Source organism: Corallococcus sp. CA053C (assembly GCF_003611675.1).
In the GTDB taxonomy this organism is placed as follows: domain Bacteria; phylum Myxococcota; class Myxococcia; order Myxococcales; family Myxococcaceae; genus Corallococcus.
On sequence record NZ_RAWA01000087.1, the window covers coordinates 1 to 26,705 of the forward strand.

A 26,705-nucleotide genomic window follows, 5' to 3' on the forward strand; every position below is an offset into this window, starting at 1 on the left:
AGTCTGCCCGTCCGTCCTGGTTACAGGAATCAGTAACTCCAGAGCGCTGGGAAAGACCCGTACGGGGGGCCCCTCACTTGAGCCGCCGTGCGATTCGTGGCGACATGCGGGCTCCTGGGGCAGGGAAGGGCCGGGGGCCGCGCAGGGAATCCTGTCGGGGGGCGGTTTTCCATCCCCGCAGGGCGCGCCGGAGGAGATGGATGTCCGCGACCGACACGACCGTGCCCCTTCCGCTCCCGGACACGCTCCTGTCCGCGCTGGAAGAGGCCGAGCGGGAACACCCGGAGGCGTGCATGGTGCTGCGTGCCGTGCGCTCCGTCAGCGGGGAGATCCTCGACTTCGAGTGGCTGTGGGCCAACCCCGCCGCGTCGCGGGCCCTGGGCCGGGAGCCCACCTTCCTCCGGGGCCGGCGCCTGAGCGAGGTGTCCACGCCGGATGGGCTCGCGGGCCGCCTGGACGTGCTGCGCCAGGTGTTGGCGTCCGGCCAGCCGCGCGCGGACAACTTCGCCGAAGGGGACGTGTGGCTGCAGAGCACCGCCGTCCCCCTGCGCGACGGGGTGCTGGTGCGCCTGCGGGATGTCACCAGCGCCCAGCGGATGGAGGAGGGGCTGCGCGACACGCTGGACTGGGTGCGCGACGTGCTGGAGAGCATGCCGGCCGTTTTCTTCACCGTGGACACGGAGTGGCGCCTCACCTACGTGAACCGCAACGCCGCCGCGCTCACCGGCCGCACCCAGGAGGCCCTCTTCCGCCGCGTGCTGTGGGAGGCGTGCCCGGAGCTGGCCGGCACTCCCCTGGAGCGCGCCCTGCGCGAGGTGGCCGCCGACGAGAGCTACCGCCTCTTCGAACTGCGCACCGGCAGGGACCGCTGGCACGAGGTGCACACCTGGTCCAGCGGCCGCAACATCTCCACCTACGCGCACGACATCACCGACAAGAAGCGCGTCCAGGCGGAGCGCGACGCGCTGCTCGCCCGCGAGCACTCGGGCCGTCTGGAGGCGGAGGCCCTGGCCCAGCGCCGCACGCACGACCTCATGGCCGCGCGCGAGCGGCTGGTGCAGTCGGAGAAGCTGGCCATGGCGGGACAGCTCGCGGCCGGGGTGGGCCATGAAATCAACAACCCGCTGTCCTACGTCGCCGGCAACCTCCAGTTCGCGGTGGAACAGCTGACGCCGCTCGCCCGCCGCGCCAGCGTGGGCCCCGCGGGCCAGGCGGCGCTGGACGAGGCGCTGGAGGCCCTGCGCGAGGCGCGTGAGGGCGCGGAGCGCATCCGCGTCATCGTGCGCGACCTGCAGACCTTCGCCCGCGCGGACGAGCTGCGCCTGACGCCGGTGGACGTGCACGCGGCGCTGGAGTTCGGCGTCTCCATGGCCATGACGCACCTGCGCAGCCGCGCCCGGGTGGAGCGCTCCTTCGGGCAGGTGCCGCACGCGCTGGCCCACGAGGCGCGCCTGGGCCAGGTGTTCCTGCACCTGCTCATCAACGCCGCGCACGCCATCCCCGCTGGCGACTTCGAGTACCACCGGGTGACGCTCACCACCCGCCGCGAGGGCGCGTGGGTGCTGGCCGAGGTGTCCGACACCGGCCAGGGCATGACGCCGGAGGTGCTCCAGCGCGCCTTCGAACCGTTCTTCACCACGCGCCCCGTGGGAGAGGGCTCCGGCCTGGGGCTGTCCATCTGCCTGGGGCTCGTGCGCAGCATGCACGGCGAGTTGACGGCCACCAGCATCCCCGGCATGGGCAGCACGTTCCAGGTGCGGCTGCCCGTCGCGGAGGCCGTGGCGCACCCGAGTGTGCCCGCGGTGCGGGAGGCGGAAGGCCCCCAGCGCAAGCGCGTGCTGGTGGTGGATGACGAGCCGCAGCTCACCTCGGTGCTGCGGCGCATCCTCGGCCGGCAGCACGACGTGGTGGTGGCCCACAGCGGCCGCGAGGCGCTGGCGCTGCTGGAGCAGGACGACGACTTCGACCGCGTCTTCTGCGACCTGATGATGGCGGACCTGACCGGGATGGACGTGCACGCGGAGCTGGCGCGGCGCCAGCCGGAGGTGCTGTCCCGGTTCGTGTTCATGACGGGCGGCAGCTTCACGGAGCGCGCCCGCGCCTTCCTCCAGGGGGTGCCGCTGCCGCGCATCGAGAAGCCCTTCGAGCCGGGCCTCCTGCACGCGCTGGTGGACGCCTCGCCGCCGCGCACCGGGGGCGCGCGGCGGCAGACGACGCCCTGACTACAGCTTCACCTCGTCACGCTCCGGCCGGGTGATGTACTCGGTGCCCGGCTTCGTCGGATCCGCCAGCTTCTGCAGCAGCTTGTCCATGCCGTTGGAGCGCGAGAAGGCCATCTCGTTCTTCGTCACGCCCACCAGCGTGAGCAGCTCCACCTGACCGCTGGGCAGGGAGAAGTGGCTGGGCCGCGTGGCGTCCTTCACGAACACGAAGCCCGCGAGCTTCGTCTCACCGCCGGTGAGGGTGCCGTCCACCGGGTAGCGGTGCCCCATGGCGAACAGCCGCGCGCACACGAGGTTGTAGGCCATCATGTCCAGCAGGCGCAGCACCGGCCAACGCTCCTCCTCGGGCGTGTGGATGACCATCTCGTAGCCCAGGCCGCTGGGGCCGGACTCCGCGACCTCCTCGCCGGGCGAGACCGTGAAGGGGTTGGACAGGCCGGTCGTCACGTAGGTCCAGTAGGGGTACTCGGGGCTGGGGGGCGCCACGCGCACGCCCATGGGGAGCCAGTTGGGGTCCAGCGTCTGACCCTGGCTCAACTCGCTCTCCAGCCACCCCTCCAGCACGCCGGTGCCTTCCAGGAGGATGACGTCCTCGCTGATGGCACCGAACAGCTTCGGGTACTCCACCTCGTCACGGTCGGCCCAGCAGTCTTCGTACCACTGGATGAAGTCTTCCTCTGTCTCCGGGACTTTCATGGGGGCGGACTCTAGAGGTTCACCCCGATTTCACAACTTCATCCGAGCGCCGTTCGCATCCGGCCGGTGGGCTGGCGGACAGACGTTCAGTTCGACCCGGGGGGCTCAGGGGGGGCGGGAGGCGTCACGGGGTTCCATGGCTTGAGGCCGCAGATGCGCTCGGCCTCCTCCACCGCGGGCGTGAGCCGCTGGCGCTCCATGCGCAGGAAGCCCCGCACGGCCTTGTCCAGGCGCTTGTCGAAGATGAGGTGGGCGCTGTGCACGGCGGTGGGCTCGAAGCCGCGCGACACCTTGTGCTCGCCGCCCGCGCCGGGCTCGAACACCTTGCGGCCCGTCTGGATGCAGTCGTCCACGGACTGGTAGAGGCAGACGTTGAAGTGCAGGAAGGGGTGCTCCTCCGTGCAGCCCCAGTAGCGGCCATAGAGCCGCTCCGGCGTCACCAGGTTGAAGGCGCCCGCGATGACCTGCCCGTCCTTCACCGCCTCCACCATCTCCACGGCGTGGGGCAGGTCGCGGAAGACGCGCTCGAAGAAGCCGGGGGTGAGCTGCACCTGGCCCCACGAGTGGCGCTCGCAGGTGGACGTGTAGAAGGTGTACGCGCGCCGGGCGTGCTCCGGGCCCAGGTCGTTCTGTCGCACGGTGCGCAGTTGGATGCCCTGGGTGGCCGCGGCGGCGCGCTCGCGCTTGAGCTGGTGGCGGCGCTTGGAGTCGAAGCGGGCCAGGTAGTCGTCGTAGCCGCGATAGCCCGGGTTCTTCCAGTGGAACTGGAGGGTGATGCGGCGCGCGAGCCCGGCCTCCTCCAGGAAGTCCGCCTCTTCGTCCGTGGGGTAGAGCACGTGCACGCCCGAACAGCCCGCGTCCTCGGCGCTGGCCACCGCGGCCTCCAGGAGCGCGCGGCGCAGGGCCCCGGCGTCCTCGCCCGGGGCGGTGAGGAAGCGCGGCACGGTGGCGGGGGACAGGGGGCCGCCCACGAGCAGCTTCGGGTAGTACTCCACGCCCAGCTGGGCGGCGGCGTTGGCCCAGCCGAAGTCGTAGATGTACTCGCCCATGCTGTGGAACTTGAGGTAGGCGGGCGCGGCGGCGACGAGCTTCTTTCCCCGCCACAGCGTCAGGTGGTGGGGCGACCAGCCGGTGTCCTCGGTGGCGCTGCCGCTCTCCTCCATGGCGGACAGCCACGCGTGGCGCACGAAGGGCGGCGCGCCGGGGGAAACCAGCGCGTCCCAGGCGGCGGCCGGGACGTCGTGGATGGCATCGAGAATGCGGACCTGGAGCGGGGTGTCGACGGGCACGGGGGCAGTCTTAACGCGAGCGCCGTCCCTTCGCTTTCGTCCGTCGCGCCGGCTGGCGTGCAGGGGAGGGGGCGGCGCTCACGAGGCCTTCTTGCCGCGGGTCTCGTGGGAGCGGGCCTCCAGCACCCGGGGCAGGTTCTCTTCAATCCAGGTGGTCAGCCCCGCCACGTGGCCGGCCACCTCCAGACCCAGGGGCGTGAGGCTGTAGTCCACGTGCGGGGGAATCACGGGGTGGGCCTCGCGCAGCACGAAGCCGTCCTGCTCCAGGGCCTGGAGCGTCTGGGCGAGCATCTTCTCGCTCACCCCGCCCACCTTGCGGCGCAGCTCGCTGAAGCGGTGCATGCCTTCTTCGCGCAGCGCGACGAGCACCAGCACGCCCCAGCGGCTGGTGACGTGTTCCAGCACCCCGCGCGAGGGACACACGGCCGCGTAGAGGTCCCCGCGCTGCTTCACCCTGGCCAGCAGCGCACTGCCCTTGGTCGCCTTCATGGCTGACACTTACCAGGAGGTGCGTACTTACGCAAAGTGAGTACCCCCGTTAGGGTAAGTGCCAGTTCGTTTTCCCGCGTCACGCGGGAGGAAAGAGGCACACGTCATGATCGTCGTCACGGGAGCCACGGGGAAGCTGGGGCAGTTCGTCGTCGAGGGGCTGCTGAAGAAGGTGCCTGCGAACCAGGTGGCGGTGGCGGTGCGCGACCCGGACAAGGCGAAGGCGTGGGCCGCGCGCGGGGTGCGGGTGCACCGGGCGGACTACAGCCAGCCGGCGAGCCTGGACGGGGTGTTCTCCAAGGGAGACACGGTGCTGCTCATCTCCGCCAACGAGGTGGGGAAGCGCTTCCCGCAGCATTCGGCGGTGATTTCGGCGGCGAAGAAGGCGGGGGTGAAGCTGCTGGCCTACACGAGCATCCTGCGCGCGGACACGACGGGCATGGCGTTGGCGGGGGAGCACAAGGCCACCGAGCAGGCCCTGCGTGACTCGGGGCTGCCGTTCGTGTTCCTGCGCAACGGTTGGTACCTGGAGAACTACACGGAGCAGCTGGCACCGGCGCTTCAGTACGGCGTCGTCCAGGGCAGCGCGAAGGAGGGCCGGGTGGCCGCGGCCAGCCGCCAGGACTACGCGGACGCCGCCGTGGCGGTGCTCACGGGCACGGGCCACGAGGGCCAGGTGTATGAGTTGGCGGGCGACACGGCCTTCACGCTGAAGGAGTACGCGGCGGAGGTGTCACGCCAGTCGGGCAAGCCGGTGGCGTACGTGGACCTGCCGGTGCCGGAGTACGCGGCCGCGCTGGTGAAGGTGGGGCTGCCCAAGCCGTTCGCGGACATCCTGGCGGACTCGGACGCGGGGCTCGCCCGGGGTGAGCTGAACGACACCAGCCACACGCTGAGCCGGCTCATCGGCCGGCCCACCACGAAGCTCGAGGACGCCGTGGGCGCGGCGCTGAAGGCGCGCTGAGGCCCTGAAATGACAACGGGGGAGCAGTCCCTTCCGGACGGCTCCCCCGCGGGACTTCCAAGCTGGATCCGTCAGGCCGCCTGCGCTCCGCCGCTGTTCGCGCGCGCCACCTCGCGCGGCTCCGGGTACACCGCGCGCTGGGGCGTGGTGATGCGGATGACGCCCAGCTTCGACAGCACGCGCATCACCTGCCACGTGGGGTCGATTTCAAAGGCGCGCGCCGCGAAGTTCGGGCTCGCGCCGAACTTGTGGTGGTTGTTCTGGAACAGCTCGCCCATGCACAGCACGTCCACCGGCAACGTGTTGCGCGACTGGTCGCTGCCCTTGAAGTTGCGGTAGCCGTACTTGTGCCCGCACCAGTTCACGATGGCGCCGTGCACCGGCCCCATCACGAAGTGCACCGGCAACAGCAGGAACATCCAGGGCGACGTCGCGAACGCCACGTAGAACGCCGTGTAGAGGCCCACCCACACCAGCGGCGCCCACCAGGACTGGCCAATCGTCTTGTCCACGAGCGGCCACTCCGGGTACCCACCCTCGAAGCGCGGCTCCGGCGTCACCGTGCCCTTCACGAAGCCGTCGTAGCGCTTCTTCGTGTGCAGCATCATCCGCAGCGCGTCCTTGAAGAAGTGCGGAGAGTGCGGGTCCTTCTCCGTGTCGGAGAAGGCGTGGTGCTCGCGGTGCAGGATGGCGTACGCCTTGGGCGACAGGTACGACGACCCCTGCACCAGGTACGCCATCAGGTGCACCGCCTTCTCCATGCGCGGCCCCATGCTGTACATGCGGTGCGCCGCGTAGCGGTGCTGGAAGAAGCTCTGGAAGAACACGCAGAGCAGCCAGTGACTGATGAAGAAGATGATGATGGTCATGACTCTCCCGTGCTGTCAGACCAGGGCTAACACCGGGGCTGTCACGGCAATGTCAGCGCGTCTCATGACACGCGGCGCGTCACCCCCCGGAGTCACCCCAGCGACAGGAGCACACACCGTGGAGCGGGCAGCCATCGTCGGACTGGACAAGCGGCACGTCTGGCACCCCTACACCGCCATGGCGCAGTACATCGCGGAGACCGACCCCCTCGTGGTCGTCCGCGCCGAGGGCGTCTACCTCCATGACGCCGACGGCCGGCGTTATCTGGACGCCAACGGCTCCTGGTGGGTGTCCACCCTCGGACACCGGCACCCGCGTCTGGTGCGAGCCCTCACGGATCAGCTCGGCTGCCTGGCCCACGCGTCGCTCGCGGGCGTGACGCACGGCCCGGCCGCCCGGCTGGCGGCCGAGCTGGCGGCGCTGGCCCCGGGGGCGGACCGCGCGGACGTCCCGGCGGAACAGAAGCTGTCGCGCGTCTTCTATTCGGACAACGGCAGCACCGCGGTGGAGGTGGCCATCAAGATGGCCGCCCAGTACTGGGCGCAGAACGGCCGGCCCGGGCGCACCCGCTTCATCACCCTGTCCGGCGCCTTCCACGGCGAGACGCTGGGCGCCACCAGCGTGGGCGGCGTGTCCGAGTTCCGCGACGTGTTCGGCCCGCTCCTCTTCGACGTGGTGCACGTCCCGTCCCCGGCGGAGGAGGGCGGCCACGCGCGCGCCCTGGAGCAGCTGCGTGCGGCGCTGAAGGCGGACCCGGACGGCATCGCGGGCGTCATCCTGGAGCCCGTGCTCCAGGGCGCGGTGGGCATGTGGATGTCGTCACCGGACTTCGTGCGCGAGGTGCGCGAGGCCACCCGCGCGGTGGACACCTTCCTCATCGCCGACGAGGTCTTCACCGGCCTGGGCCGCACCGGCGCGCGCTTCGCGGTGGACCTGGCCGGCGTGGTGCCGGACCTGCTGTGTCTGGCCAAGGCGCTCAGCGGCGGCCTGCTGCCCTTTGGCGCCACGCTCGCGTCCGAGCGCATCTTCTCGGGCTTCCTGGGGGCGAAGGACCGCGCGCTGTATTACGGCCACTCGTACTGCGGCAACCCGCTGGGCGCGGCGGTGGCGCGCGAGGTGCTGGCCGTGTACCGCGATGAGGACGTGCTGAGCCAGGTGCAGCGCAAGGCGCCGCGCGTGAAGGCCGCATTCGAGCGCATGGCCGCCACCATCCCCGGCCTCGTGCGCCCGCGCGCGGTGGGCATGGTGGGCGCGCTGGACCTGGGCGGCGGGGGCTACTTCGCGAACAGCGGCTGGCGCGTGTACGAGGCCGCGCGGCGCCGGGGCCTCTACCTGCGCCCCCTGGGCGACACCGTCTACATCGCGCCCGCGCTCAACATCCCGGACGCGGACCTGGACGTGCTGCTGTCCGGCGTGGAGGACAGCCTGCGCGAGGTGGCCGCGGGCTGAAGAAGGCGTCACGCGTGGGCGTGGGGCGTCAGCGGCAGCTCGATGGTGAAGGTGGCGCCCCGGCCCGTGTCGCTGTCCAGGCGGAGCTCGCCGTGGTGGCCCTGGACGATCTGACTCGCGATGTAGAGGCCCAGCCCCAGGCCGTGCACCTGGCGGGGCGGGCCTCCGCGCTCGAAGCGCTCGAAGACGCGGTCCTGGTGCTCGCGCGGGATGCCGGGGCCGGAGTCCGCGACGCGGATGACGAGGTGGCTGTTCTCCGGAGCGACCTCGATGCGGATGGGCCGGCCGGGCGCGTACTTGATGGCGTTGGACAGCAGGTTCACCAGCACCTGCTCCATGCGCGAGCGGTCCCACCACACGCGCGTTCCCTTCACGGCCCGCAGCTCCACGCCGCAGTGGGCCTGGTCCAGCTGCTCGTGGAAGGAATCGAGGACCTCCCGCACGAGCTCCGTGGGGTCGCTCTCCTCCAGGCTGAAGTCCAGCTTGCCGGCCTGGATGCGGGAGACGTCCAGCAGCTCGTCCACCAGCCGCGCCAGCCGATCCGCCTGCCGCAGCGCCGTCTCCACGGCCACCTTCAGCTTCGCGGGTGAGGGCGGCTCGCCGCGCGTGGCGGACAGGCGGCGGCGGGTCATCTCCAGGTTGAGCATCAGCCCGGTGACGGGCGTCTTCAGCTCGTGCGACGCCACGCCCATGAAGGTGTCCCGCGCGGTGAGCGCGGCCTGGAGATCCTGCGTGAGCGCCTCCAGTTGCTGACGCGCGCGGACCTGTTCGGTGATCTCCTGCGCGGCGAAGAGCAGGCCCAGGATGTGGCCCGAGCCATCGCGCTGGGCGTGGATGTCCACGTCCACCAGCAGTTCCTTCAACCCGCCCTGGCCATCCGGCTGTCGCACCGGCACCTCGCGGCCCACATAGGGCTCCCCGGTGCGGTAGACCCGCTCCAGGTGTTGGATGAGCATGCCGTGGCCCCCCTCCGGCTGGGCTTCGAGCGCGGGCCTGCCCAGCATGTCCCGGCCCATCAGCTTCGCGAACTTGGGGTTGATGACCGTGAACACCAGCTCCGGGCCCGTCATCACGCTCATGGCCGCGGGCGCCTGCATGAAGAAGTCGGAGAGCTGCTGCCGCGCGCGCCCCAGCTGCAGCTGGCTCTCCACCCGCGCCAGCAGCTCACGCGCGGAGAAGGGCTTCACCAGGTAGGCGTCCGCGCCGGCCTGGAGCCCCTCGATGCGCGCCTCCTCCCCCGCGCGCGCCGACAGCAGGATGAAGGGGATGCCGCTCGTGCGCACGTCCGCGCGCAGCTTCTTCAGGAGGCCGAAGCCGTCCAGCCGGGGCATCATCACGTCGCTCAGGATGAGGTCCGGGGGCGCCGCGCGCGCCGCCTCGAAGGCCGCCTCGCCGTCCGCCACCGAGCGCACCTCCCACTGCGTCGCCAGCAGGCGGCTCACGTAGCCCCGCATGTCCGCGTTGTCGTCCACGACGAGGATGTGCCCATGCGTCGGCGACGGCATGAGGCCCGTGCCCGGGCTGGCCAGGGCACTACAGGGCGCCGTGCCCCCAGCCTGGGCCTGGGCCGGCACCGACGGCGGCAGGGGCCGCGGGGCGTCCGGAAGCCACCGCAGCGCCTCCTCGCTGAAGGCCGACCCGAGGGTGCCCGCGTACGCGGCGCCCTGCGACTCCTGGACGTGTTCGGCGGGCAGGTGGGCGCTTCCCAGCGGGAGCTCCACGACGAAGGTGCTGCCCCCGCCCTCCACGCTCCGCACACCCAGCGTGCCGCCGTGCAGCTTCACCAGCTCCTGGATGAGCGCCAGGCCAATGCCAGTGCCCTCGTGCGTGCGCCCCCGCGAGGTCTCCACGCGGTGGAAGCGCTCGAACACGCGCGGCAGCTCCGCCTCCGGGATGCCCGTGCCGGTGTCGTGCACGGTGAGCCGCACCCGGTCGCCCTCGCGCGCGAGTCGCACGGTGACGCTTCCCTGGAGCGTGAACTTGAACGCGTTGGAGAGCAGGTTGAGGACAACCTTCTCCCACATATCCCGGTCCACGTAGACGGGCTCGCCCACGTCCGGTGTGTCCACGGTGTACGTGAGCCCCGCCTTCTCCATCGCGGAGCGGAAGACGCTGGCCAGGTCCTCGGTGAGGCGCGCCAGGTCCGTGGGGTGGAAGCTCGCCTTCACCCGTCCGGCCTCGATGCGCGAGAAGTCCAGCAGCGAGTTGACCAGCTTGAGCAGGCGCAGCGCGTTGCGGTGGGTGAGCTCCTGGCGCTCGCGCTGGACGGGGGGCAGCGGGGAGGACGTGTCCGCGAGCGACTCCTCCAGCGGCCCCAGGATGAGCGTGAGCGGCGTGCGGAACTCGTGTGACACGTTGGAGAAGAACGCGGTCTTCGCCCGGTCGATGGCGGCCAGCGCCTCCACGCGCTGCGCCTCCGCTTCGTAGGCGCGCACGTTCACCACGGCGGTGGTGAGGGTGCCCTGCAGCTGCTCGTAGAAGCCGCGGTAGGCGTCATCCAGCGCGCGCCGCGGGCTCACGCCGGCCACCAGGTAGCCGAAGGGCTCGGTCATGCCGGCGGGGAGCACGGGCAGCACGAGCGCGTGCGCGGGCGGCTCCTCATACGGGCCACACGCGACGCCCAGGCCCTCCCACGGCGCGCCCCGGAGCTCCACCGTGCGCGGCCCCGACTCCGCGCTGGCGGCGAAGGGCCACGGCCCGTCCAGCTCCGCCTCCTCGGGGCTCCACGCGCTGCCCGGACGCAGGCCCAGGCCGCCGACCCACCGCACGCGCGGCCGGGCTTCGTCGCGGCGGTAGAACAGGAGGAAGGGCACGTCCAGCGCGGCGTCCGGCGACAGCTGCGGCAGCGCGGCGCCAATGTCCTCCACCGTCTTCACCTTGCCCAGCAGGGCGGACAGCTCGCGCAGCGTCTGCGTGCGCCGCGCGCTGAGCAGCTTCTCCGTCACTTCGGTGATGGGGTGGAAGAGGCCGCCCACGTCGCCGGACTCGTCGCGGATGGGGCTGAAGGAGAAGGTCATGAAGGCCTCCTCCAGGTAGCCGTACCGGTCCAGGAACATGCGCTGGTTCTCGATGTAGGAACCCGTGCCGGCGCCTGCCTTCTCGAACGCGCCTCCCACCACGGGCAGCGCCGTGGCCCAGCACTCGCGGAAGGGCTGCCCCATGGACTCCGGATGCTTGGCGCCGCAGATGGGGCGGTAGCTGTCGTTGTAGAGCTGCACGCGCTCCGGCCCCCACGCGATGAGGATGGGGAACGTGGAGGACAGACACAGGCTCACGGTGGTGCGCAGGCTCTGCGGCCAGGTCTCCACCGGACCGAGCGGCGTCCTGGACCAGTCCATGGAGCGGATGAGCCGCCCCATCTCTCCGCCGCCCGACAGCCAGTCCATTCCTGAGCCCGGGGTGCTGTCTTGTTCCATGGGACCTCGGAGGGAAGGACTGGGGCTTCCAAACTCATGGCATGCGCAACACACCCTGTAGATACCGATGTCGAAAGGCCCTTGCCTCCGCTCCTGTCCAGACTGTGTGTTTGCTTGCTTCCACTACGATGGGGGCGCCGGTCACGCGGTGGGACGGGTGAGCCGACGCTCGCGCAGGTGGCGCACGCCCAGCACGACAACAAATGCAAACACACCCGCCAGTGCGAGGAAGTGCTCGGCCCGCCCCACGCCCTTCGCCACGCGATCCACGCTGGCCGACCCCACGTAGCCCAGCATCACCACCAGGGGAGAACTCAGGCACAGCGCCAATCCATCCCACAGCAGGAAGCGGCGCAGGGACATCCCCTCCGCCGCGGCCATGGCGAACACGGGCACGCGCAGCACGGACATGAAGCGGCCGAGGAAGACGACGCGCGCTCCGTGCTTCGCGTACAGCCGCTGGACGTGCTCGCGGCGCGCGGGAGGAAACAGGCGGCGGGTGCGCGGGTGCGTGTACAGGGCCTGACCCAGCCGCCGGGACACGAGGAAGAGCACGGTGTCCCCGCCCAGGACTCCCAGGAAGCACAGCGCCAGGGCGCCCGGCAGCGACAGCACGTCCCGGTGGGCGAGCACCCCCGCGGCCAGCTGCACCAGGTCCTCCGGGAACGGCAGCCCCAGGCCGCCCCCCACCAGCACCAGGAAGAGCAGCGGCCCCGAGCCGTGCGTGAGCAGCAACTGGAGCGGCGACGCCATCAGGGCTCTCCCTTCTAGGGTTCCACGTGCATCGCGGACGTCCGGCGCTCCTGGCGGAAGAGGAGCACCTCGCGCACGATGATCTGCAACGCGGCCGCCACGGGCACCGCCACCACCGCGCCCACGATGCCGGCCAGCTCCACGCAGAACAGCACCGCCAGCAGGGTGATGAGCGGGTTGACGTGCACGGTGCGCTTGAAGACGAGCGGCGCCATCACGTTGCCCTCCAGCTGGCCGTACAGCAGGAAGTAGATGAACACCGCCAGCGCCTTCCACAGGCCGCCGGTGGCGAGCGTCAGGAGCGTGATGATGCCGCCCGCGATGATGGGGCCCGCGTAGGGCACGAGGCTGGAGAAGCCGCTGGCGACGCCCAGGGGCAGGTAGAAGGGCATGCCCAGCACCGCCAGCATCGTGGTCGTCAGCGTGGCGTTGATGGCGCAGATGAGCGTGATGCCGGACAGGTAGCCGCCCGTCGCCGTGTAGATGTTGCGCAGCACGCGCACGTAGCGCAGGCGGTGGTCGGGCCGCGACAGGTCCAGCAGGCGCTTGAGCACGCCGCCGCCGAACACCAGCATGAACACCACCAGGAAGAACACGGTGAGCATGCCGCCCAGCAGGCCCACCACGCCGCCAATGGCGCTCATCAGCAGCGAGGGCAGCGGGCCCGCGAGCGCGGGGGTGGCCTCCTCCAGCCGCTCGTTCCAGCCCAGGCTGTGCAGCCGCTGGTTGAGCGCGCGCAGGATGCCGGTGCCGCGCACCTGCTTCCACAGCTGCGGCCACTGCGTCACCAGCGCGTCCACCTGCTCCACCAGGTCCGGAATCACCAGCAGGCCCAGCGCGGCCACCGCGATGAACAGCGCCAGCAGCACCAGCGCGATGGCCAGCCACCGCTTGAGGCCGCGCTTCTCCAGCCGCGACACGCCGTGCTCCAGCGCCAGCGCGAGCAGCGCCGCGATGCCCGTGAGCGTGAGGGCCACGCGCGTCTTGACGACGAGCGTCACCAGGATGATCACCCCGAGCACCGCGAAGCACACGGTGAACACCGTGCGGGGCGTGACCTGGGAACGTTGCTCCAGCCTGACTTCGGGTTCAGACACCGTTTCGGCTCCCCAACGGGGCTGCCATGTTTCAAGCCCCGGGCTCTGCGGATGCGTCATCCCACGCCGGACGGCAACCGTCCTCCGCTTCCAACCGCGTCCGCGGGGGCCCGGCCCGCGCCAAGCGTCCGGCGGGTGACACCCGGCGCCCACCGGGTCCGTTCACCGCAGGCAATCGCCGCGCGCCCGGTTCGTCCCCTCGGACAGCCGGAGACGACCGGCAATGCCGGTGGCCCGCCCGTCCCCGGGAGGCGGGACGCGCGTCCGTCAGCGGACGGCAGGCGCCGTCCGAGTCTGGCAGCTGACGCACCGGGACGTCCTGGGAAGCAGGGACAGCACGCTTTGCCGGGCCCACGCGTCAGACCTGGATGGGAACCTTCGTGGGGAGGGGACCTTCGCGGGATGGGAGAGGACACCATGAAGAAGATGGGTGAGCAGGAGCTGGACGGGATGCGGCGGGAGACCCGCGAGACGGAGGCCCGGTGGCGGGCGCTGGCGGCGAAGCTGGCGGAGCTGGGCGGCGAGGCGATGGACGCGCAGTTGCTGGTGACGTTCCGGACCGCGCGGGACGCGGGCGCGGTGCCGCCGGACGCGGGATTTTTCCTGGTGGCGCACATCCTGACGGCGATGGCGGACGAGGCCATCGCGGAGGATCCGCGCGTGCGGATGCGGGCCGGGGAGCTGGACGCGATGGAGCGCGAGTACGGCCTCACCGGGGAGGGCTGGCCGGAGGGCGACATTCCACCGGAGGACTGGGAGGCGCTGTGCGTGGAGTACGAGCGGGCGTGTGACGAAGCGCGCGCCGCGTTCTTCCGGGCCTACGGCGAGGAGGAGATGGCGCGGCTGTACCTGGATCAGCGCGTCACCTTCCACCACCGCTTCGAGAGCGGGCGGCGCTTCTTCCACGGCCTGCCCATGCTCCCCGAGCAGCTGCACTGACGGCCGGCCGGGAGCGGTGCCCCTTCACGGGGGCCGCTCCCGCCGCCGCCGGTCCGCTACACTCCCGCGCCGCGATGCTTCGTGGTGCTTGGAGCTGGAGGCGGTGGATGCGAGCGGCGAGCCTGGGCCTGGTGGTGGTGTGTCTGTGGGGCAGTGCGCTGGCGGCGGCCGCGGTGCCGGCGCCGCTCCCGGTGCGTCCGGAGGCGGGCGCCGTCTACGACACGCTCCAACGCACGGTGCGCTTCCGTCAGGTGGCGCTGTCGCCGGACGGAGCGCGGGTGGCGTGGGTGGAGTCGGTGCCGGAGCAGGAGGGCGTGCCCGCGGAGGCGATGAAGCTCCAGGTGCTGGAGCGCGCGCACCCGGAGCGGCCCCCCGTGCGCGTCACCGCGTCGAAGGACGCCACGCCGTGCGCCGAAGGGTCGCTGGCGTGGAGCCCGGATGGCAGGCAGCTCGCGTTCCTCTCCACGGCGGGGGAGGGCCGGGCCCGGCAGCTCTACGTGGCGGACGTGACGGGAGCGTCGGGGCCGCCGCGTCGGCTCACGATGCTGAAGGGGCTCTTGTCCGCGCCCAGGTGGTCACCTGACGGGAAGTCGGTGGGGGTGCTCGCCATCGAGGGCACGGAGGACGCGCAGGGCCCACGGGGGCCGGCGGCGCGCGAGACGGGCGTGGTGCAGGAGTCCTCGCCGGTGAAGCGCTTCGCGGTGGTGTCGGTGGATGACGGGCGGCTGCGTTTCGTGTCGCCCGCGGGCCTGTTCATCCACGAGTACGCGTGGAGCCCGGATGGAGCCCGCGTGGCCGTCACGGCCTCGCCGCCGCCGGGGGACGCGAACTGGTGGGTGGCGAAGGTGTACGCGGTGGAGACGGCGACGGGGGAGACGTCGCTCTTGCACGCGCCGCAGTGGCAGGTGGCGGAGCCCACGTGGAGCCCGGACGGGAAGCAGCTCGCGTTCGTCGAGGGGCTGATGAGCGACGAGGGCAACACGGGCGGGGACGTGTGGACGGTGTCGGTGCCGGAGCGGCTGGCGGCGAAGGTGCGGCCCGGGGCGAAGGCGGCGCTGCCGGCCCGCGTGCCGCCCGCGCGCAACCTGACGCAAGGGCTGAAGGCGTCCGCCACGGACCTGTTCTGGCCGACGGCGGAGCGGGTGCTGTTCGCGGCGCAGGCGCAGGGGGAGTCGGCGCTGGTGGCGGTGTCGCCGAAGGCGGGAGACGTCACGGTGCTGTGGAAGGGCGCGGAGCACGTGCAGGTGTCGCTGGCGAGCGACGGGGTGATGAGCGCGGTGGTGCGCGACAGCTTCACGCAGCCGCCGGAGGTGTGGACGGGGCCGGTGGGCGCGTGGACGCAGGTGACGCGCCTCAACGCGGACGTGCGGGTGACGGTGGGGGACGTGCGCAGCGTGACGTGGACGAGCGACGGGCAGCAGGTGCAGGGCTGGCTGGTGCTGCCCGCGCCCGCGTCTGGAGCGAAGGACGCGAAGGTGCCCATGGTGACGATGGTGCACGGCGGGCCCGCGGCGGGTGTCACGCCGGGGTTCAGTCCGCAGACGCTGTTGGTGGTGGCGCGGGGCTACGCGGTGTTCATGCCCAACCCGCGCGGCAGCTACGGCCAGGGGGAGGCGTTCGTGCAGGCGAACCGCCGCGACTTCGGCTACGGGGATTTCCGGGACGTGATGTCCGGGGTGGACGCGGTGCTGGCGTCCGCGCCGGTGGATCCGGCGAGGCTGGGCATCACGGGGTGGAGCTATGGCGGCTACCTGACGATGTGGGCGGTGACGCAGACGCAGCGCTTCCAGGCGGCGGTGGCGGGCGCGGGCATCGCGAACTGGCAGAGCTACTACGGCACGAACCACATCGACACGTGGATGCTGCCGTACTTCGGCGCGTCGGTGTACGACGAGCCGGAGGTGTACACGCGCTCGTCGCCCATCAACGCGGTGAAGCAGGTGCGCACGCCCACACTGGTGCTGCACGGCGAGCGGGACGTGGAGGTCCCGGCCTCGCAGGGCTACGAGTTCCACAAGGCGCTCAAGGCGTTGGGGGTGAAGACCCAGCTCGTCATCTACGCGGACGAGGGCCACGGCTTCCGCAAACCCGAGCACCAGAAGGACCGGCTCTTGCGCACGCTGGACTGGTTCGACGCGAACCTGAAGCCGGTGGCGCCCGCGCCGAAAGTCCGGGTCCCCGCGCGTTAGGGGCTTCTCGGTTCAGAGCTCCGCGAACAGGTCGACAGCGGCCTGGGCAAGCAGTGCCTGCTCCTGTGGGTCGAGGCTCGCCGCATAGGCAATGACGTCCTGGACCCCTGGAGCCGCGGCATTCCAGAAGAGATCGAGCAGCCTGCCGCGGAGCGCACGTCCCTCCTCTCCGGCTTGTTGCAGCGATGCACGCACAGCCTCCGGGCCGACCAGCTTGACGTACGCGAAGATGTCGAAGCTGTCCTTGGTCTTTTCAGGCCGCTGCTCGCGTTTGGCGCGTTCCTTCATCGCGAGGAAGCCAGCGGCATCCGGCAGCAGGATCCGCAAGGTCTTGCCGCCGAGGGTGAGGGTCACGCGTTGCTTTCGACGAAGTGCCAGCCGTGCATCCTTGAGCGGTGTCATGGGGGTGGGGAGGGCTCCGGCCTCGACGCCTGGGGGCGCGAAGAGGTCGATGTCCATCTGCCCACCGGGCAGCGTCTTCGACCAGCGGAACTCCCGGGTCCTTGTGTAGCCCCGCTCCTTGAGGACCTCGGGCAGGCGCTCCGCCATGAACTCCGTCCCGTCCATGTCGAACAGCAGATCCGGCTCGAATGAAAAGCCTCGCTCGACCACGATGCCGGTATCCGTCTCGATGGAGATGACACCGGATCCACCCTGCTGCAGGGACTGCAACGCGAGCACCTGCCCTCCGATGAGGAGCACGCTGGATGAGAGGTCCCCCAGGTCGAGCAGCAGCTCGCCCAGCTCACCGAGGATCTCCTGGAACCTCTCTTCTTCGGTCATCGCGTTTGGTCCGAAAGGGGCAGGGCCTTGGCGTAGCGCCGCACCAACTCCTCCGCCTGTTCAGTTCCCCTGCCTCCACTCTGGCGGAAGTCCAGGGCCAGTTGCGGCAACGCGACGCCTTGGCCGTGCGGGAGCGGCCTCGGGGCGAAGTAGACGCCTCCCAGTTCGGTCTCCGCGGCGGGTTCCGCGCGAAGCACCCAGAAGTTGTGGGGTGTCATCCGGCGCAATCCGAAAGCGTGGATGGCGCCCTCCAGGGAACCTGAGAGATAGATGCCGTGGGGCACTCCCGAGACGAAGCGCTCTTCGGGAAGCAGGGCGCTGGCCAGCGTGAAGATGGCGCGGATGCCCTGCGACGCCAGCAGTGAGGCACCCCCTTTGAGCTGATCAGATGTCGTGGAGGGGGCATTGAACCCCTCCCGGGAGAGGGCGGTCGGCCTGCCACTCTCCAGCCACGCATTCAGCAGGGCCACGGGCTCGCGGAGCTGGAGCCCAGCGCCAGACTCCCGCTGGACGTATCCCTCCAGGACGAGTCTCTTGAGGACGCCATGCGCATAGGCATAGCTCGTCTGGGTCTTCTCCGAGAGCGCGCGAACCGTCCATCGAGTCGTCGGAGACTGGAGCAGGACCCGCACGATGCGGCAGCCCTTGCCGTGGAACAGGGGCTCACGGGGAGTTCGCTTCGCGGGCCTGGTTCCTTGAACGCGGATGAAGGCGTTGCCCGTGCGCAGGAAGAACGTTCCACGCAGGTCCATCAGCGCCAGCTCCTCGCGCTCGCACGCGTCGACCACGGTGGAAGACGCCGAGTCCGTGACGAGCATCGGGATCCGAAAGGCGGGCAGGGAGCGGGCCTCTGAATCCCTTTGTCGAAGCTGTTCACGCAGGGCGAGCAGCTTCTCGCGCTGATTCAGCACGTCCACCGGGAACAGCGGGGCCCGGTACCCCAACAGCACGGGCACGCGCAGCTCCGGCAGCCGGAGCTCCGCGAGATCGTAGACGGATGCTCCTCCAGGGCCCACGCGAGGCACGACAACCGCCTCCTGGCGCACCAGTTCGATGCCGCGCGGCAACGGCGGCGGGTTCTTCCAGAACTCCTCTCGAAAGTCAGTGCGCTCGGGCTTCATTCAATTTTGTCGATAGTAGGCAGAATGCGGCAAAAAGCGCGGCAAAATGGGCAGATTTTATGTAATATCGACAAAATTGGTCGAATCGAATGGACGAGCGATGGGTGCGGCCCGAGGACCTGCGGGACTGGACTCAGGGGCCGCCGCGCAGGCCGGGTTCGGGGGCGGCCACGAGGGACGTGAGGATGTGGTCGCGCCACCGGCCGTCGAGCAGGAGGAAGTCGCGGGCGTAGCCCTCGACGACGAAGCCCAGGCGGCGCAGCACGGCGGCGCTGCGCAGGTTCTCCGGCAGGTGGGTGGCCTGGACGCGGTGCAGGCCCATGGCGCCGAAGGCGTAATCACAGACGGCGCGGAGGGCCTCGGTCATCAGCCCCTGGCCCTCGTGGCGGTGGTCCAGGCCGTAGCCCAGGTCCGCGGCCTGGAGCGGGCCCCGCCGGATGTGCGTGAGCGCGATGCTGCCCACGACAGGGGCGAGCGAGATGGGCTGGCCCCGAGGCAGCATGAACAGGCGCAGCGACACGTCGTGGCGGAAGTCCTCGCGGTCCTGCGCGAGGCGCGTGCGCCAGTAGGCGGTGGAGAAGAAGGTCGCCGGGCGGGCGGGAGACACGGGCCCCAGGTGCTCCTTGTTGGCCACGTGGTACGCCAGCACGCGCTCCGCCGCGTCGGGCGGTAGCAGCATGAGGTGGAGGCGCTCGGTGGTGAGCAGGAGGGGCGACTTGTCGGGGGACATGGCGGAGCCGGACTTCAAGGGTAGCGCGCTCCCGCGGGTCGCGCGCGTGCGAAGCGCGGACGAAGAAGGTCCCCACCCGCGTGGGATGGGGACCTGGGGGTGTGGCTCCGCGGGTTCAGGACGTCCTCACTGCCCCGGGGTACTCTGCGGCGGCGGAGGAAGCTGCTGCTGCGCGCCGGTGCCCGTGCCCTGATCCGGGGACGGATTCTGGTGATCGATGCCCGCGCCGTTCGGTCCCATGCCGCTGCCGCCCATGCCTCCGGGCTGCGTGCTCGAGCCGGACGGCTGCGCGCCCACGCCGGGCTGCACATTCTGGCTGGGCTGCGTGCCCTGGCCAGGCTGCGTGCCCTGACCGGACGGCTGCGTGCTCGAGCCTCCGGGCTGCGTGCCCGGTTGCACATCCTGACCGGGCTGCGTGCCCATGCCGGGCTGCATCCCCTGGCCAGGCTGCTGCACGTTCTGACCGGGCTGCGTGCCCTGCGCGGGCTGCTGCGCACCGCTGCCGCCGACGCCCGTGGAGCGCGGCTGCGCGCTGTGCTCCATCACGATCTCCACGCGGCGGTTGTTGGCGCGGCCCTCGGCCGTGTCGTTGGTGGCCACCGGGCGGTCCTCACCGACGCCGCGGATCTCGATGCGGTTAGGGGGCACGCCCTGGGCGATGAGGAACTCGCGCACGCGCTCCGCCCGCCGCTGCGACAGCTGCGCGTTGTAGTCGTCCGAGCCTCGCGAGTCCGTGTGCCCCTCGATAAGCAGCGGGTCCTGCGACTCCTGGAGCGCCGTCGCCACATCCGACAGGCGGTCCCGCGCGGACGGCAGCAGGTCCACCGCGTTCGACGCGAAGAGCACGCTGCCGGACAGCGTCACCACCGTGCCGCGCGCCTCTTCCCGCACCTTCAGATCCTTGTCCTGCAACTTCGACAGCGCCTGCGCGGCGCTCTGCTCCGCCTGGAGCCGGGCCTGTCGCTCCTGCTCCAGCTCCTGCGTGCGCCGCTGGAGCTCCTGGTTCGCCTGGGCCAGCCGCTGCGCCTCCGCCATCTGCTGCTGCGTGCGCTGCTGCGCCTCCGCCTCCAGTTGCTGACGCTGCTGCGCGTCCGCCGAACGGATGCGCTCCAGCTCCTGCTGCCGCTGGGCCTCGAACTGCGCCCGCTGCTGCTCGTACTGCTGGCGCTGGGCCTCGTACCTCGCGCGCTCCTCCTCCTGCTGGCGCGTGAGGTTCTGCGCGCGCGACTCCTGCTGCTGGCGCAGGGCCGCCTCCGCCCGGGCCCGCTCCTGCGCGGCCAGATCCGCCTCGCCCCGGGCGTCCGCGATCTCCGCCTTGCGCAGGGCCACGTACGCGAGCGACCGGGTCCTCACGGAGCCTTCGCTCTCGGCGTACTCGTTCTCCGCCTCCTGGAGCGCGGCGCGGGCCGCGGCGACGTCCGCCGGGCGCTCGCGGCCTTCGGGGCTGCGGGTCAGCTCCTGGTAGGCCTCGCGGGCCGCGGTCAGCTCACTGGGCGGAGGGCCGTGAGCGCACCCCACCACCGTGAGCGCGGAGGCTCCAGCCAATGCCAACCATCCCTGTTTCCAACGCTGCATGACGCTCTCCTCACAGACAAAGAAGGTGGGGACTCAGGGTTGACCGCGGCGCATCGCATCCAGCTGTTCGGAGGTCCGCCGCGCCTCGGCCTTCAGGGGCACCGAACGGGCGAGCGCCGCCGCGAGGTCCGCGTCCGCGGCGGCCTGACGGAACCGCAGCTCCGCGGCCTCCTCCTCGCCCTCCTGGATCAACCGCTCCCCTTCGGTGATCTGCTGGCGCGCGAACTCCAGGTGCCGCGCGGCCTCCGGCACGTTCGGGGCCTGCGAGTTCTCCGCCGAGCGCAGCGCCGCCTCGGCCTCGACGCGCTCCCGGTGGGTGGCGGTGGTGATGACCGGCCGGGTCGCACAGCCGACGGTGGCGACACAGAGCAGGGCGGTGGCGAACAGCTTCGGGCGCATGGGTCACCTCGTGCCGGGAGGACTGCTGGGACGCACCGGCGGTCCGGAAGAGAAGAAGTCGGCTCAAAAATGGGGGGCGTGCCGCCAGTCGGCAGCGACGACCCGTTCCCTTCAGGCTCGCTGGGCAAGGGGGTTGACAGGCGTCGTGTAGGGAACAAGGCGCACACCCCGGGCCCATGCAGTCCCGGTGCACGGGCTGCTGGCCGTGCGGCGGGAGGGACGCTAGACGGGGAACATGCGCCTGCACCTCGTGGACGGCACGTATGAGCTGTACCGGGCCCACTACTCGCCCCGTCCGGGCACCACGGCCCCGGACGGCCGGGACGTGAAGGCCACGGCGGGGGTGATGGACTCACTGCTCGCGCTGTTGCACGACGAGACGGAGGCCGTGACGCACGTGGCGGTCGCGTTCGACAACCCCATCCGTTCATTCCGCAACGCGCTGTTCGCTGGCTACAAGGGGGACGAGGGCGTGCCGCCGGAGCTGCGCGCGCAGTTCGACCTGGTGGAGCAGGCGGTGGAGGCGCTGGGCGTGCGGGTGTGGTCCATGAAGGACCACGAGGCGGACGACGCGCTCGCCACGGCGGCTGCTCGCTGGGCAGGCGAGGTGGAGCAGGTGCGGTTGCTCACACCGGACAAGGACCTGGGCCAGTGCGTGCGCGGCCAGCACGTGGTGCAGGTGGACCGGCGGCAGCAGAAGGTGATGGACGCGGACGCGGTGAAGGCGAAGCTGGGCGTGGCGCCGGAGAGTGTCCCGGACCTGCTCGCGCTGATGGGCGACGACGCGGACGGCATCCCCGGGCTGCCGGGCTTCGGCGCGAAGGGCGCGGCCACGGTGCTCCAGGCGTACGGGCACCTGGAGGCCATCCCGGACAGCGCGGCGGAGTGGACGGCGAAGCCCCGGGGCGCGGACAAGCTGGCGGCGACTCTGAAGGCGCACCGCGAGGACGCGCGGCTGTACCGGACGCTGGCCACGTTGGTGAAGGACGCGCCGCTGCCGGGCACGGCGTCGCTCCAGGACCTGGAATGGAAGGGCGTCCCGGAGGCGCGCTTCAAGGCGTTCTGTGAAGGATTGGGATTGAAGAGCCTCCAGCGCCGGCCGAAGCGCTGGGCGGCCTGAGGAAGCGAATCCATGACCATCGAATTGAAGCCGCCGTCGTCGGATGACTGGGTCCCCACGCTGGAGGACACGCCCTTCATGCGCCTGGGAGGCGAGGAGGCGGTCCGCGCGCTGGCGGAGGCCTTCTACGACGTGATGGACGCGGAGGAGCCGGCGCTCGCGCACGTCCACGAGCTGGACGCGCAGGGCAAGGTGAACCGGGGCACACGCGAGCGCTTCGGCCTGTTCCTGGTGGGCTGGCTGGGAGGCCCGCAGCACTACAGCGCGACGCACGGGCACCCGCGCCTGCGCATGCGCCACGGCCACGTGCCGGTGGACCTGTCGATGCGGGACGCGTGGCTGCGCTGCATGCACAAGGCCATGGATCAGCGCGGCGTCACCGGAGGGCTGCGCCGCTTCCTGGACGACCGCTTCGCCCACGTGGCGAACTTCCTGCGCAACACGGAGGGCTGACGTCACGGGCCCGGCGTAGACTCCCCTCCATGAGCACGCAGGCGCGGACGCAGCCCGCTTCCCGTGAAACGTCCCTGGACGCGACGCCTGACTTCGTGGCCAACGCCGCGCCCACGCCGTCCATCAGCGACCTGCTGCCGATGCTGGAGGCGGCGCTGGGCTCGGAGTCCCAGCGCAGCCAGAAGGCGAGCGCCCTCCATGCCTTCATCGACGTGCTGGTCCGGATGGAGGACCCCGCGAAGCTCGCGCCCGCGCTGCATGCGCTGCTGGAGCGGCAGGGCGTGGACTCGCTCGTGGATGAAGAGGGCGTGCCCGTCAGCATCGCCGTCACGCGGGCCCTGCTGAGCCTCGCGTATCCGCACCCGCTGGAGGTCCCTCCGGAGCGGCTGGAGGCCCTGCGCCAGTGGGAGCTGCTCGTGCCAGTGCCCCCGGCGGGGTGGATGTTCGCCACGCTGCTGGTGGCCACCGTGTTCCAGGGCCTCTGCTACGTCATGAGCGATGACCTCCGGCATGTCTTCCACGGCCTCAGCGCCGCGGCCCTGGCCGGAGAGGTCCCGCCACCGCACTGGACGGATGGCTTCGTCACCTTCGCGCGCTTGCTGGAGCAGGCCCTGCCCTGGACCCAGTTCGTGGGAAGCGTGCTCGCGTTCCTCTACGCCACCGTCATCGCGGACAAGGCCCGGGAGCGACACCACGCACGGCAGGGCTTCCTGTGGCTCGGGGGCCTGGGCCTGGTGCTGGCGCTCATGGTGCCCATGGACTCCTACAAGGTCACGGGGTCCATCGGGGCCGCGGTGGGCGCGCTGCTCACGGGCCTGATGCTGCGGCTCCCACGTCCAGAGCCCTCCAGGCCGCCGGGGGCTTGAGTCCCTGCCTGCCCGGACATGGCCAGACGCGGGCCTCGCCCCCACCCTCCCATTTTCACCCAATGGGGGTTGAGACCTATGCGCTCGAACAACGATGTCTGGAAGGCGGCGGGCTTCGGCGTCCTCGCGGGAATGCGGAGCATGACGGCCCCTGCCTTCCTTTCACATGAGCTGTCGCGCAAGCCGGGCAAGGCGCTGAAACGGGCGCTGCCGGCGCTCACGTCGAAGAAGGTGTCCCAGCGCCTGCGCCTGATGGCGATTGGCGAACTGGTGGCGGACAAGTCGTCGAAGACCCCGGCGCGCATCGCGCCCAAGATCCTCGTCGGCCGCATCCTCACGGGCGCCATCACCGGGGCCGCCGTGTCGCGCGAGCGCAAGGGCGCGAAGGTCGGGCTCGCCGTCGTCGGCGCGGCGGCGGCCATCGCCTCCAGCTACTTCTTCTACGGCTTCCGCACGCTCGCCTCGGACAAGCTGCGCGTGCCCAACCTGCTCGCGGGCCTCATTGAGGACGGGCTCGCGCTCTTCCTCGGTTCGCGCCTCGCCAGCGGGCTGCGTTAGCCCTCCGGGGACTCCGGCCTCGCCCCCGGCGTCTTGCCGGCGGTGAGCCGGGCCTCCAGCCGCGCCAGCACTGCGTGCTCCGCCCGCGCCCGCTCCGCCAGGGGCGCGAAGAGCAGCCGTGAGCGCAGGCCCATGCCTTCCGTCAATTCGAAGCGGCGCAGGTCCTCCGGCAGCGCGAGCAGCACCTCGCCCAGGGGCCGCACCCGGTGCAGTTGGTAGGAGCCCGCGGCCTCCAGCGCGCGCACCACGTCGGCCTCGGATTCGGAGCGGGCCAGGGCCTCGTGCGCCTTCGCCTCGTACCGCAGCCCCGCCTCCACCCGCTCCTCCAGGTCCGCGAGCACCGCGGCCGACGTGCGCTGCGCCTCCCTCAAGAGCCGCAGCGGATCCAACGCCCGCTCCACCCGCCGCCGCACCGCCGCGGACGGCGCCCGGGCCCGCCCCTCCACGCGCGACAGCACCGCGTCCCGGTAGCTCGCCGCGAAGCAGACCCCGAACAGCGCCTCCTCCAGCGGCGCCCGCTCGCGCGCGGCCAGCCCCTCCGCGAGGGAACACAGCCCCTCGCCCGTGAGGACATACCGGCGTCCCCGGGGCACGCCCTTCACCCCCGCGCCCGTGCCCGCCTCCGCGTGGCCCGCGCGCACCAGTCGCTCCAGCGTCCGCCGCACCTGCGTGAGGTCGATGTCCTGCGAGGGCCGCGTGACGTCGTGCTCCACCCAGTTGGTGAACAGCAGGAAGAAGAAGCGCACGTCCGACACGCGGAAGCCGCCCGCCCGCGCCCCCGCCCCGTGCGCCGCGAGCAGCGCCGCCTGCACGAAGGTCGCCTGCGTGTCGATGTAGCCCAGCCGTGCCGTCAGGGTGCTGTTGCGCGCCATGGCCGGAAGATGCCAGCACCCACCGCTGGCGTCGCCGTCCTCCCAGGTGACAGTGTCTGTCCGCGACCGTCACGGGGGAGGTGTCGCGCCCGGAACGCGCGTGCAACGGCGCCAGCACCGCCCGTGCGCCGCGCACCGGGCACCGAGCACCGAGCACCGAGCTTGGGAGATGGCACACTGGCGCCCCCCGCATCTTTCGTGAGGTTGCGCCATGGCCAGCTCGCGTCGGCAGTTCCTGACCCACACCGTGATTGGACTCGCGAGCACCGCCGTCTCCGCGGCCCCGGCGCCGGATGCCGGCACGGCCGCGCCCGCCGGTGCGCCGCCCACCTTCGGCGCCGGCCCCACGGTGGGCCCGGAGGTGAGCCCCACCACCTTCGCGGAGGCGGAGAAGCTGATGCAGGTGCAGCTCACGCCCGCCGAGCGCACCCAGGCCGCCAACACCTGGCGCGTGTCCATGGCCCCGCTGCACGAGCGGCGCACCGGCCCGCGCAAGCTCGCGCTGGAGCCCACGCTGGCGCCCGCCTCGCAGTGGAACCCCACGCTGCCGGGGCTCACGGAGATTCGTCCCGCCAAGGCCCGCTTCGTGAGAAGCCGTGATGCGAAGACGCCGCTGCCCTCGAAGGAAGAGGACATCGCCTTCGCGCCGCTCACGCAGCTGTCGCGCTGGGTGGAGTCGCGCGCCATCACCTCGGAGCGGCTCACGCAGCTCTACCTGGAGCGGCTGAAGCGCTTCGACCCGCAGCTCCAGTGCGTCATCACCCTGACGCCGGAGCTGGCGCTGGCGCAGGCGCGTCAGGCGGACCGCGACATCGCGGCGGGCAGGTACAAGGGCCCGCTGCACGGCATCCCCTGGGGAGCCAAGGACCTGGTGGACACCGCGGGCATCCGCACCACCTACGGCGCCGAGCCCTTCCGCGACCGCGTCCCCACGACGGACGCGACCGTGGTGGACCGGCTGCACCGCGCGGGCGCCGTGCTGGTGGCGAAGCTCAGCCTGGGCGCGATGGCCCTCAATGACATCTGGTTCGGCGGCGAGACGAAGAACCCGTGGCTTCCGCAAGAAGGCTCCTCGGGCAGCAGCGCGGGACCGGGCGCGGCGACGGCGGCGGGACTCGTGGGCTTCTCGCTGGGCAGCGAGACGGGCGGCAGCATCATTTCGCCCGCCATGCGCTGCGGCATCACGGGCCTGCGTCCCACCTTCGGCCGCGTGCCGCGCACCGGCGCGATGACGCTGTGCTGGTCGCTGGACAAGCTGGGGCCCATGACGCGTGGGGTGGAGGACTCGCTGCTGGTCCTCGCCGCGCTCAACGGGCCGGACGCGGGCGACGTGGCCAGTGTCCCCGCGAAGCTCGACTTCGACGCGAACGCGAGCGTGAAGGGCCTGCGCGTGGGCTACATCCCGGCGTGGATGAAGGAGAACCCCGCCACCGACGTGGACCGCGCGGCGCTGGAAACCCTCAAGGGCCTGGGGCTGACCCCGGTGGAGGTGCAGCTCCCCGACTGGCCGTACTCCGCGCTCAACGTGCTGCTCTTCGCGGAGGCCGCCGCTGCCTTCGAGGACCTCACGCTCAGCCACGGCGTGGACGCGCTGAAGATGCAGGTGCCGGACGCGTGGCCCAACCTCTTCCGGCAGGCCCGCTTCCTGTCCGCGGTGGACTACGTGCAGGCGGACCGGCTGCGCCGCAAGGTGGCGCAGGAGATGGCCCGCATCATGTCGCGGGTGGACGTGCTGCTCGTGCCCTCGCTGCGCGACGAGGCCCTCACCATCACCAACCACACGGGCCACCCGTCGCTCACGCTGCGCACCGGCTTCGTGGAGGTGTCCAAGGCCCGCAGCGACTGGGCCCCCAAC

The 26,705-nt window shown here is 71.4% G+C and carries 23 protein-coding genes; 10 read left to right on the top strand and 13 right to left on the bottom strand.

Annotated features, from left to right (window positions below; translation table 11 throughout):
* The first annotated feature begins 200 nt into the window (after positions 1-200).
* Positions 201-2,222, top strand: a complete 2,022-nt coding sequence (locus D7V97_RS14415; protein ID WP_120611212.1) for an ATP-binding protein — start codon at positions 201-203, stop codon at positions 2,220-2,222.
* On the opposite strand, the gene D7V97_RS14420 is transcribed toward D7V97_RS14415, so the two are convergent.
* From D7V97_RS14420 to D7V97_RS14430, 3 genes are all read right to left on the bottom strand, one after another.
* A complete protein-coding gene (locus D7V97_RS14420; protein WP_120611213.1) occupies positions 2,223-2,918 on the bottom strand; it encodes a suppressor of fused domain protein in 696 nt (231 codons plus the stop codon).
* Between the two features lie 86 nt (positions 2,919-3,004).
* Positions 3,005-4,207 carry a GNAT family N-acetyltransferase gene (locus D7V97_RS14425; RefSeq protein ID WP_120611214.1) on the bottom strand — a complete coding sequence of 401 codons (1,203 nt, stop codon included), beginning with the start codon at positions 4,205-4,207 and terminating at the stop codon, positions 3,005-3,007.
* Positions 4,208-4,285: 78 nt separating this feature from the next.
* The gene (locus D7V97_RS14430; protein ID WP_120611215.1) at positions 4,286-4,696 is read right to left on the bottom strand and encodes a helix-turn-helix domain-containing protein; all 411 of its coding nucleotides are present in this window, start codon (positions 4,694-4,696) and stop codon (positions 4,286-4,288) included.
* Between the two features lie 106 nt (positions 4,697-4,802).
* On the opposite strand from D7V97_RS14430, the gene D7V97_RS14435 reads away from it, so the two are divergent.
* Complete coding sequence (locus D7V97_RS14435) at positions 4,803-5,660, top strand: SDR family oxidoreductase (protein WP_120611216.1); 858 nt, start codon at positions 4,803-4,805, stop codon at positions 5,658-5,660.
* 71 nt (positions 5,661-5,731) lie between these two features.
* Here the strand turns inward: D7V97_RS14435 and D7V97_RS14440 are convergent, their stop codons facing one another.
* A complete protein-coding gene (locus D7V97_RS14440) occupies positions 5,732-6,529 on the bottom strand; it encodes an acyl-CoA desaturase (protein ID WP_120611217.1) in 798 nt (265 codons plus the stop codon).
* A 118-nt stretch (positions 6,530-6,647) separates the two neighbouring features.
* Between D7V97_RS14440 and bioA the strand changes: the two genes are divergently transcribed.
* The gene (gene bioA, locus D7V97_RS14445; protein WP_120611218.1) at positions 6,648-7,979 is read left to right on the top strand and encodes an adenosylmethionine--8-amino-7-oxononanoate transaminase; all 1,332 of its coding nucleotides are present in this window, start codon (positions 6,648-6,650) and stop codon (positions 7,977-7,979) included.
* Between the two features lie 8 nt (positions 7,980-7,987).
* Here bioA and D7V97_RS14450 read toward each other — a convergent pair whose 3' ends face one another.
* From D7V97_RS14450 to D7V97_RS14460, 3 genes are all read right to left on the bottom strand, one after another.
* The gene (locus tag D7V97_RS14450) at positions 7,988-11,395 is read right to left on the bottom strand and encodes an ATP-binding protein (RefSeq protein WP_120611219.1); all 3,408 of its coding nucleotides are present in this window, start codon (positions 11,393-11,395) and stop codon (positions 7,988-7,990) included.
* Between the two features lie 141 nt (positions 11,396-11,536).
* Positions 11,537-12,148, bottom strand: a complete 612-nt coding sequence (locus D7V97_RS14455) for a DedA family protein (RefSeq protein WP_233582791.1) — start codon at positions 12,146-12,148, stop codon at positions 11,537-11,539.
* A gap of 14 nt (positions 12,149-12,162) precedes the next feature.
* The gene (locus D7V97_RS14460; protein ID WP_120611220.1) at positions 12,163-13,245 is read right to left on the bottom strand and encodes an AI-2E family transporter; all 1,083 of its coding nucleotides are present in this window, start codon (positions 13,243-13,245) and stop codon (positions 12,163-12,165) included.
* A gap of 417 nt (positions 13,246-13,662) precedes the next feature.
* Here D7V97_RS14460 and D7V97_RS14465 point away from each other — a divergent pair, with 417 nt between their 5' ends.
* Positions 13,663-14,184, top strand: a complete 522-nt coding sequence (locus tag D7V97_RS14465) for a hypothetical protein (protein ID WP_120611233.1) — start codon at positions 13,663-13,665, stop codon at positions 14,182-14,184.
* 107 nt (positions 14,185-14,291) lie between these two features.
* Positions 14,292-16,373, top strand: coding sequence for a S9 family peptidase (locus tag D7V97_RS14470; RefSeq protein WP_120611221.1), 2,082 nt, complete (start codon positions 14,292-14,294; stop codon positions 16,371-16,373).
* 12 nt (positions 16,374-16,385) lie between these two features.
* On the opposite strand, the gene D7V97_RS14475 is transcribed toward D7V97_RS14470, so the two are convergent.
* From D7V97_RS14475 to D7V97_RS14495, 5 genes are all read right to left on the bottom strand, one after another.
* Complete coding sequence (locus D7V97_RS14475; protein WP_120611222.1) at positions 16,386-17,156, bottom strand: hypothetical protein; 771 nt, start codon at positions 17,154-17,156, stop codon at positions 16,386-16,388.
* Positions 17,153-18,277 carry a hypothetical protein gene (locus D7V97_RS14480; RefSeq protein WP_120611223.1) on the bottom strand — a complete coding sequence of 375 codons (1,125 nt, stop codon included), beginning with the start codon at positions 18,275-18,277 and terminating at the stop codon, positions 17,153-17,155. Before D7V97_RS14480 ends, D7V97_RS14475 begins: the two co-directional genes overlap by 4 nt.
* Before the next feature lie 133 nt (positions 18,278-18,410).
* The gene (locus tag D7V97_RS14485; protein WP_120611224.1) at positions 18,411-19,007 is read right to left on the bottom strand and encodes a GNAT family N-acetyltransferase; all 597 of its coding nucleotides are present in this window, start codon (positions 19,005-19,007) and stop codon (positions 18,411-18,413) included.
* Positions 19,008-19,133: 126 nt separating this feature from the next.
* Complete coding sequence (locus tag D7V97_RS14490) at positions 19,134-20,582, bottom strand: OmpA family protein (protein WP_120611225.1); 1,449 nt, start codon at positions 20,580-20,582, stop codon at positions 19,134-19,136.
* A gap of 33 nt (positions 20,583-20,615) precedes the next feature.
* Positions 20,616-20,981: a DUF4398 domain-containing protein gene (locus tag D7V97_RS14495; RefSeq protein ID WP_120611226.1), complete on the bottom strand. Its 366-nt coding sequence runs from the start codon at positions 20,979-20,981 to the stop codon at positions 20,616-20,618.
* A 235-nt stretch (positions 20,982-21,216) separates the two neighbouring features.
* On the opposite strand from D7V97_RS14495, the gene D7V97_RS14500 reads away from it, so the two are divergent.
* The 4 genes from D7V97_RS14500 (at position 21,217) to D7V97_RS14515 (ending at position 23,978) form a co-directional block, all read left to right on the top strand.
* Entirely contained in the window at positions 21,217-22,101 is an 885-nt protein-coding gene (locus D7V97_RS14500; protein WP_120611227.1) for a 5'-3' exonuclease H3TH domain-containing protein, read from the top strand.
* Between the two features lie 12 nt (positions 22,102-22,113).
* Complete coding sequence (locus D7V97_RS14505) at positions 22,114-22,554, top strand: group II truncated hemoglobin (protein WP_120611228.1); 441 nt, start codon at positions 22,114-22,116, stop codon at positions 22,552-22,554.
* A 29-nt stretch (positions 22,555-22,583) separates the two neighbouring features.
* On the top strand, positions 22,584-23,420 hold the full coding sequence (locus D7V97_RS14510; RefSeq protein ID WP_120611229.1) for a hypothetical protein: 837 nt from the start codon (positions 22,584-22,586) through the stop codon (positions 23,418-23,420).
* A gap of 78 nt (positions 23,421-23,498) precedes the next feature.
* Positions 23,499-23,978, top strand: a complete 480-nt coding sequence (locus D7V97_RS14515) for a hypothetical protein (RefSeq protein ID WP_120611230.1) — start codon at positions 23,499-23,501, stop codon at positions 23,976-23,978.
* Here D7V97_RS14515 and D7V97_RS14520 read toward each other — a convergent pair.
* Positions 23,975-24,850 carry a hypothetical protein gene (locus D7V97_RS14520; RefSeq protein ID WP_120611231.1) on the bottom strand — a complete coding sequence of 292 codons (876 nt, stop codon included), beginning with the start codon at positions 24,848-24,850 and terminating at the stop codon, positions 23,975-23,977. The two genes, D7V97_RS14515 and D7V97_RS14520, sit on opposite strands and share 4 nt — an antisense overlap.
* Before the next feature lie 211 nt (positions 24,851-25,061).
* Here D7V97_RS14520 and D7V97_RS14525 point away from each other — a divergent pair.
* On the top strand, positions 25,062-26,705 hold a 1,644-nt coding region (locus D7V97_RS14525), incomplete at its 3' end, for an amidase (protein WP_147444813.1).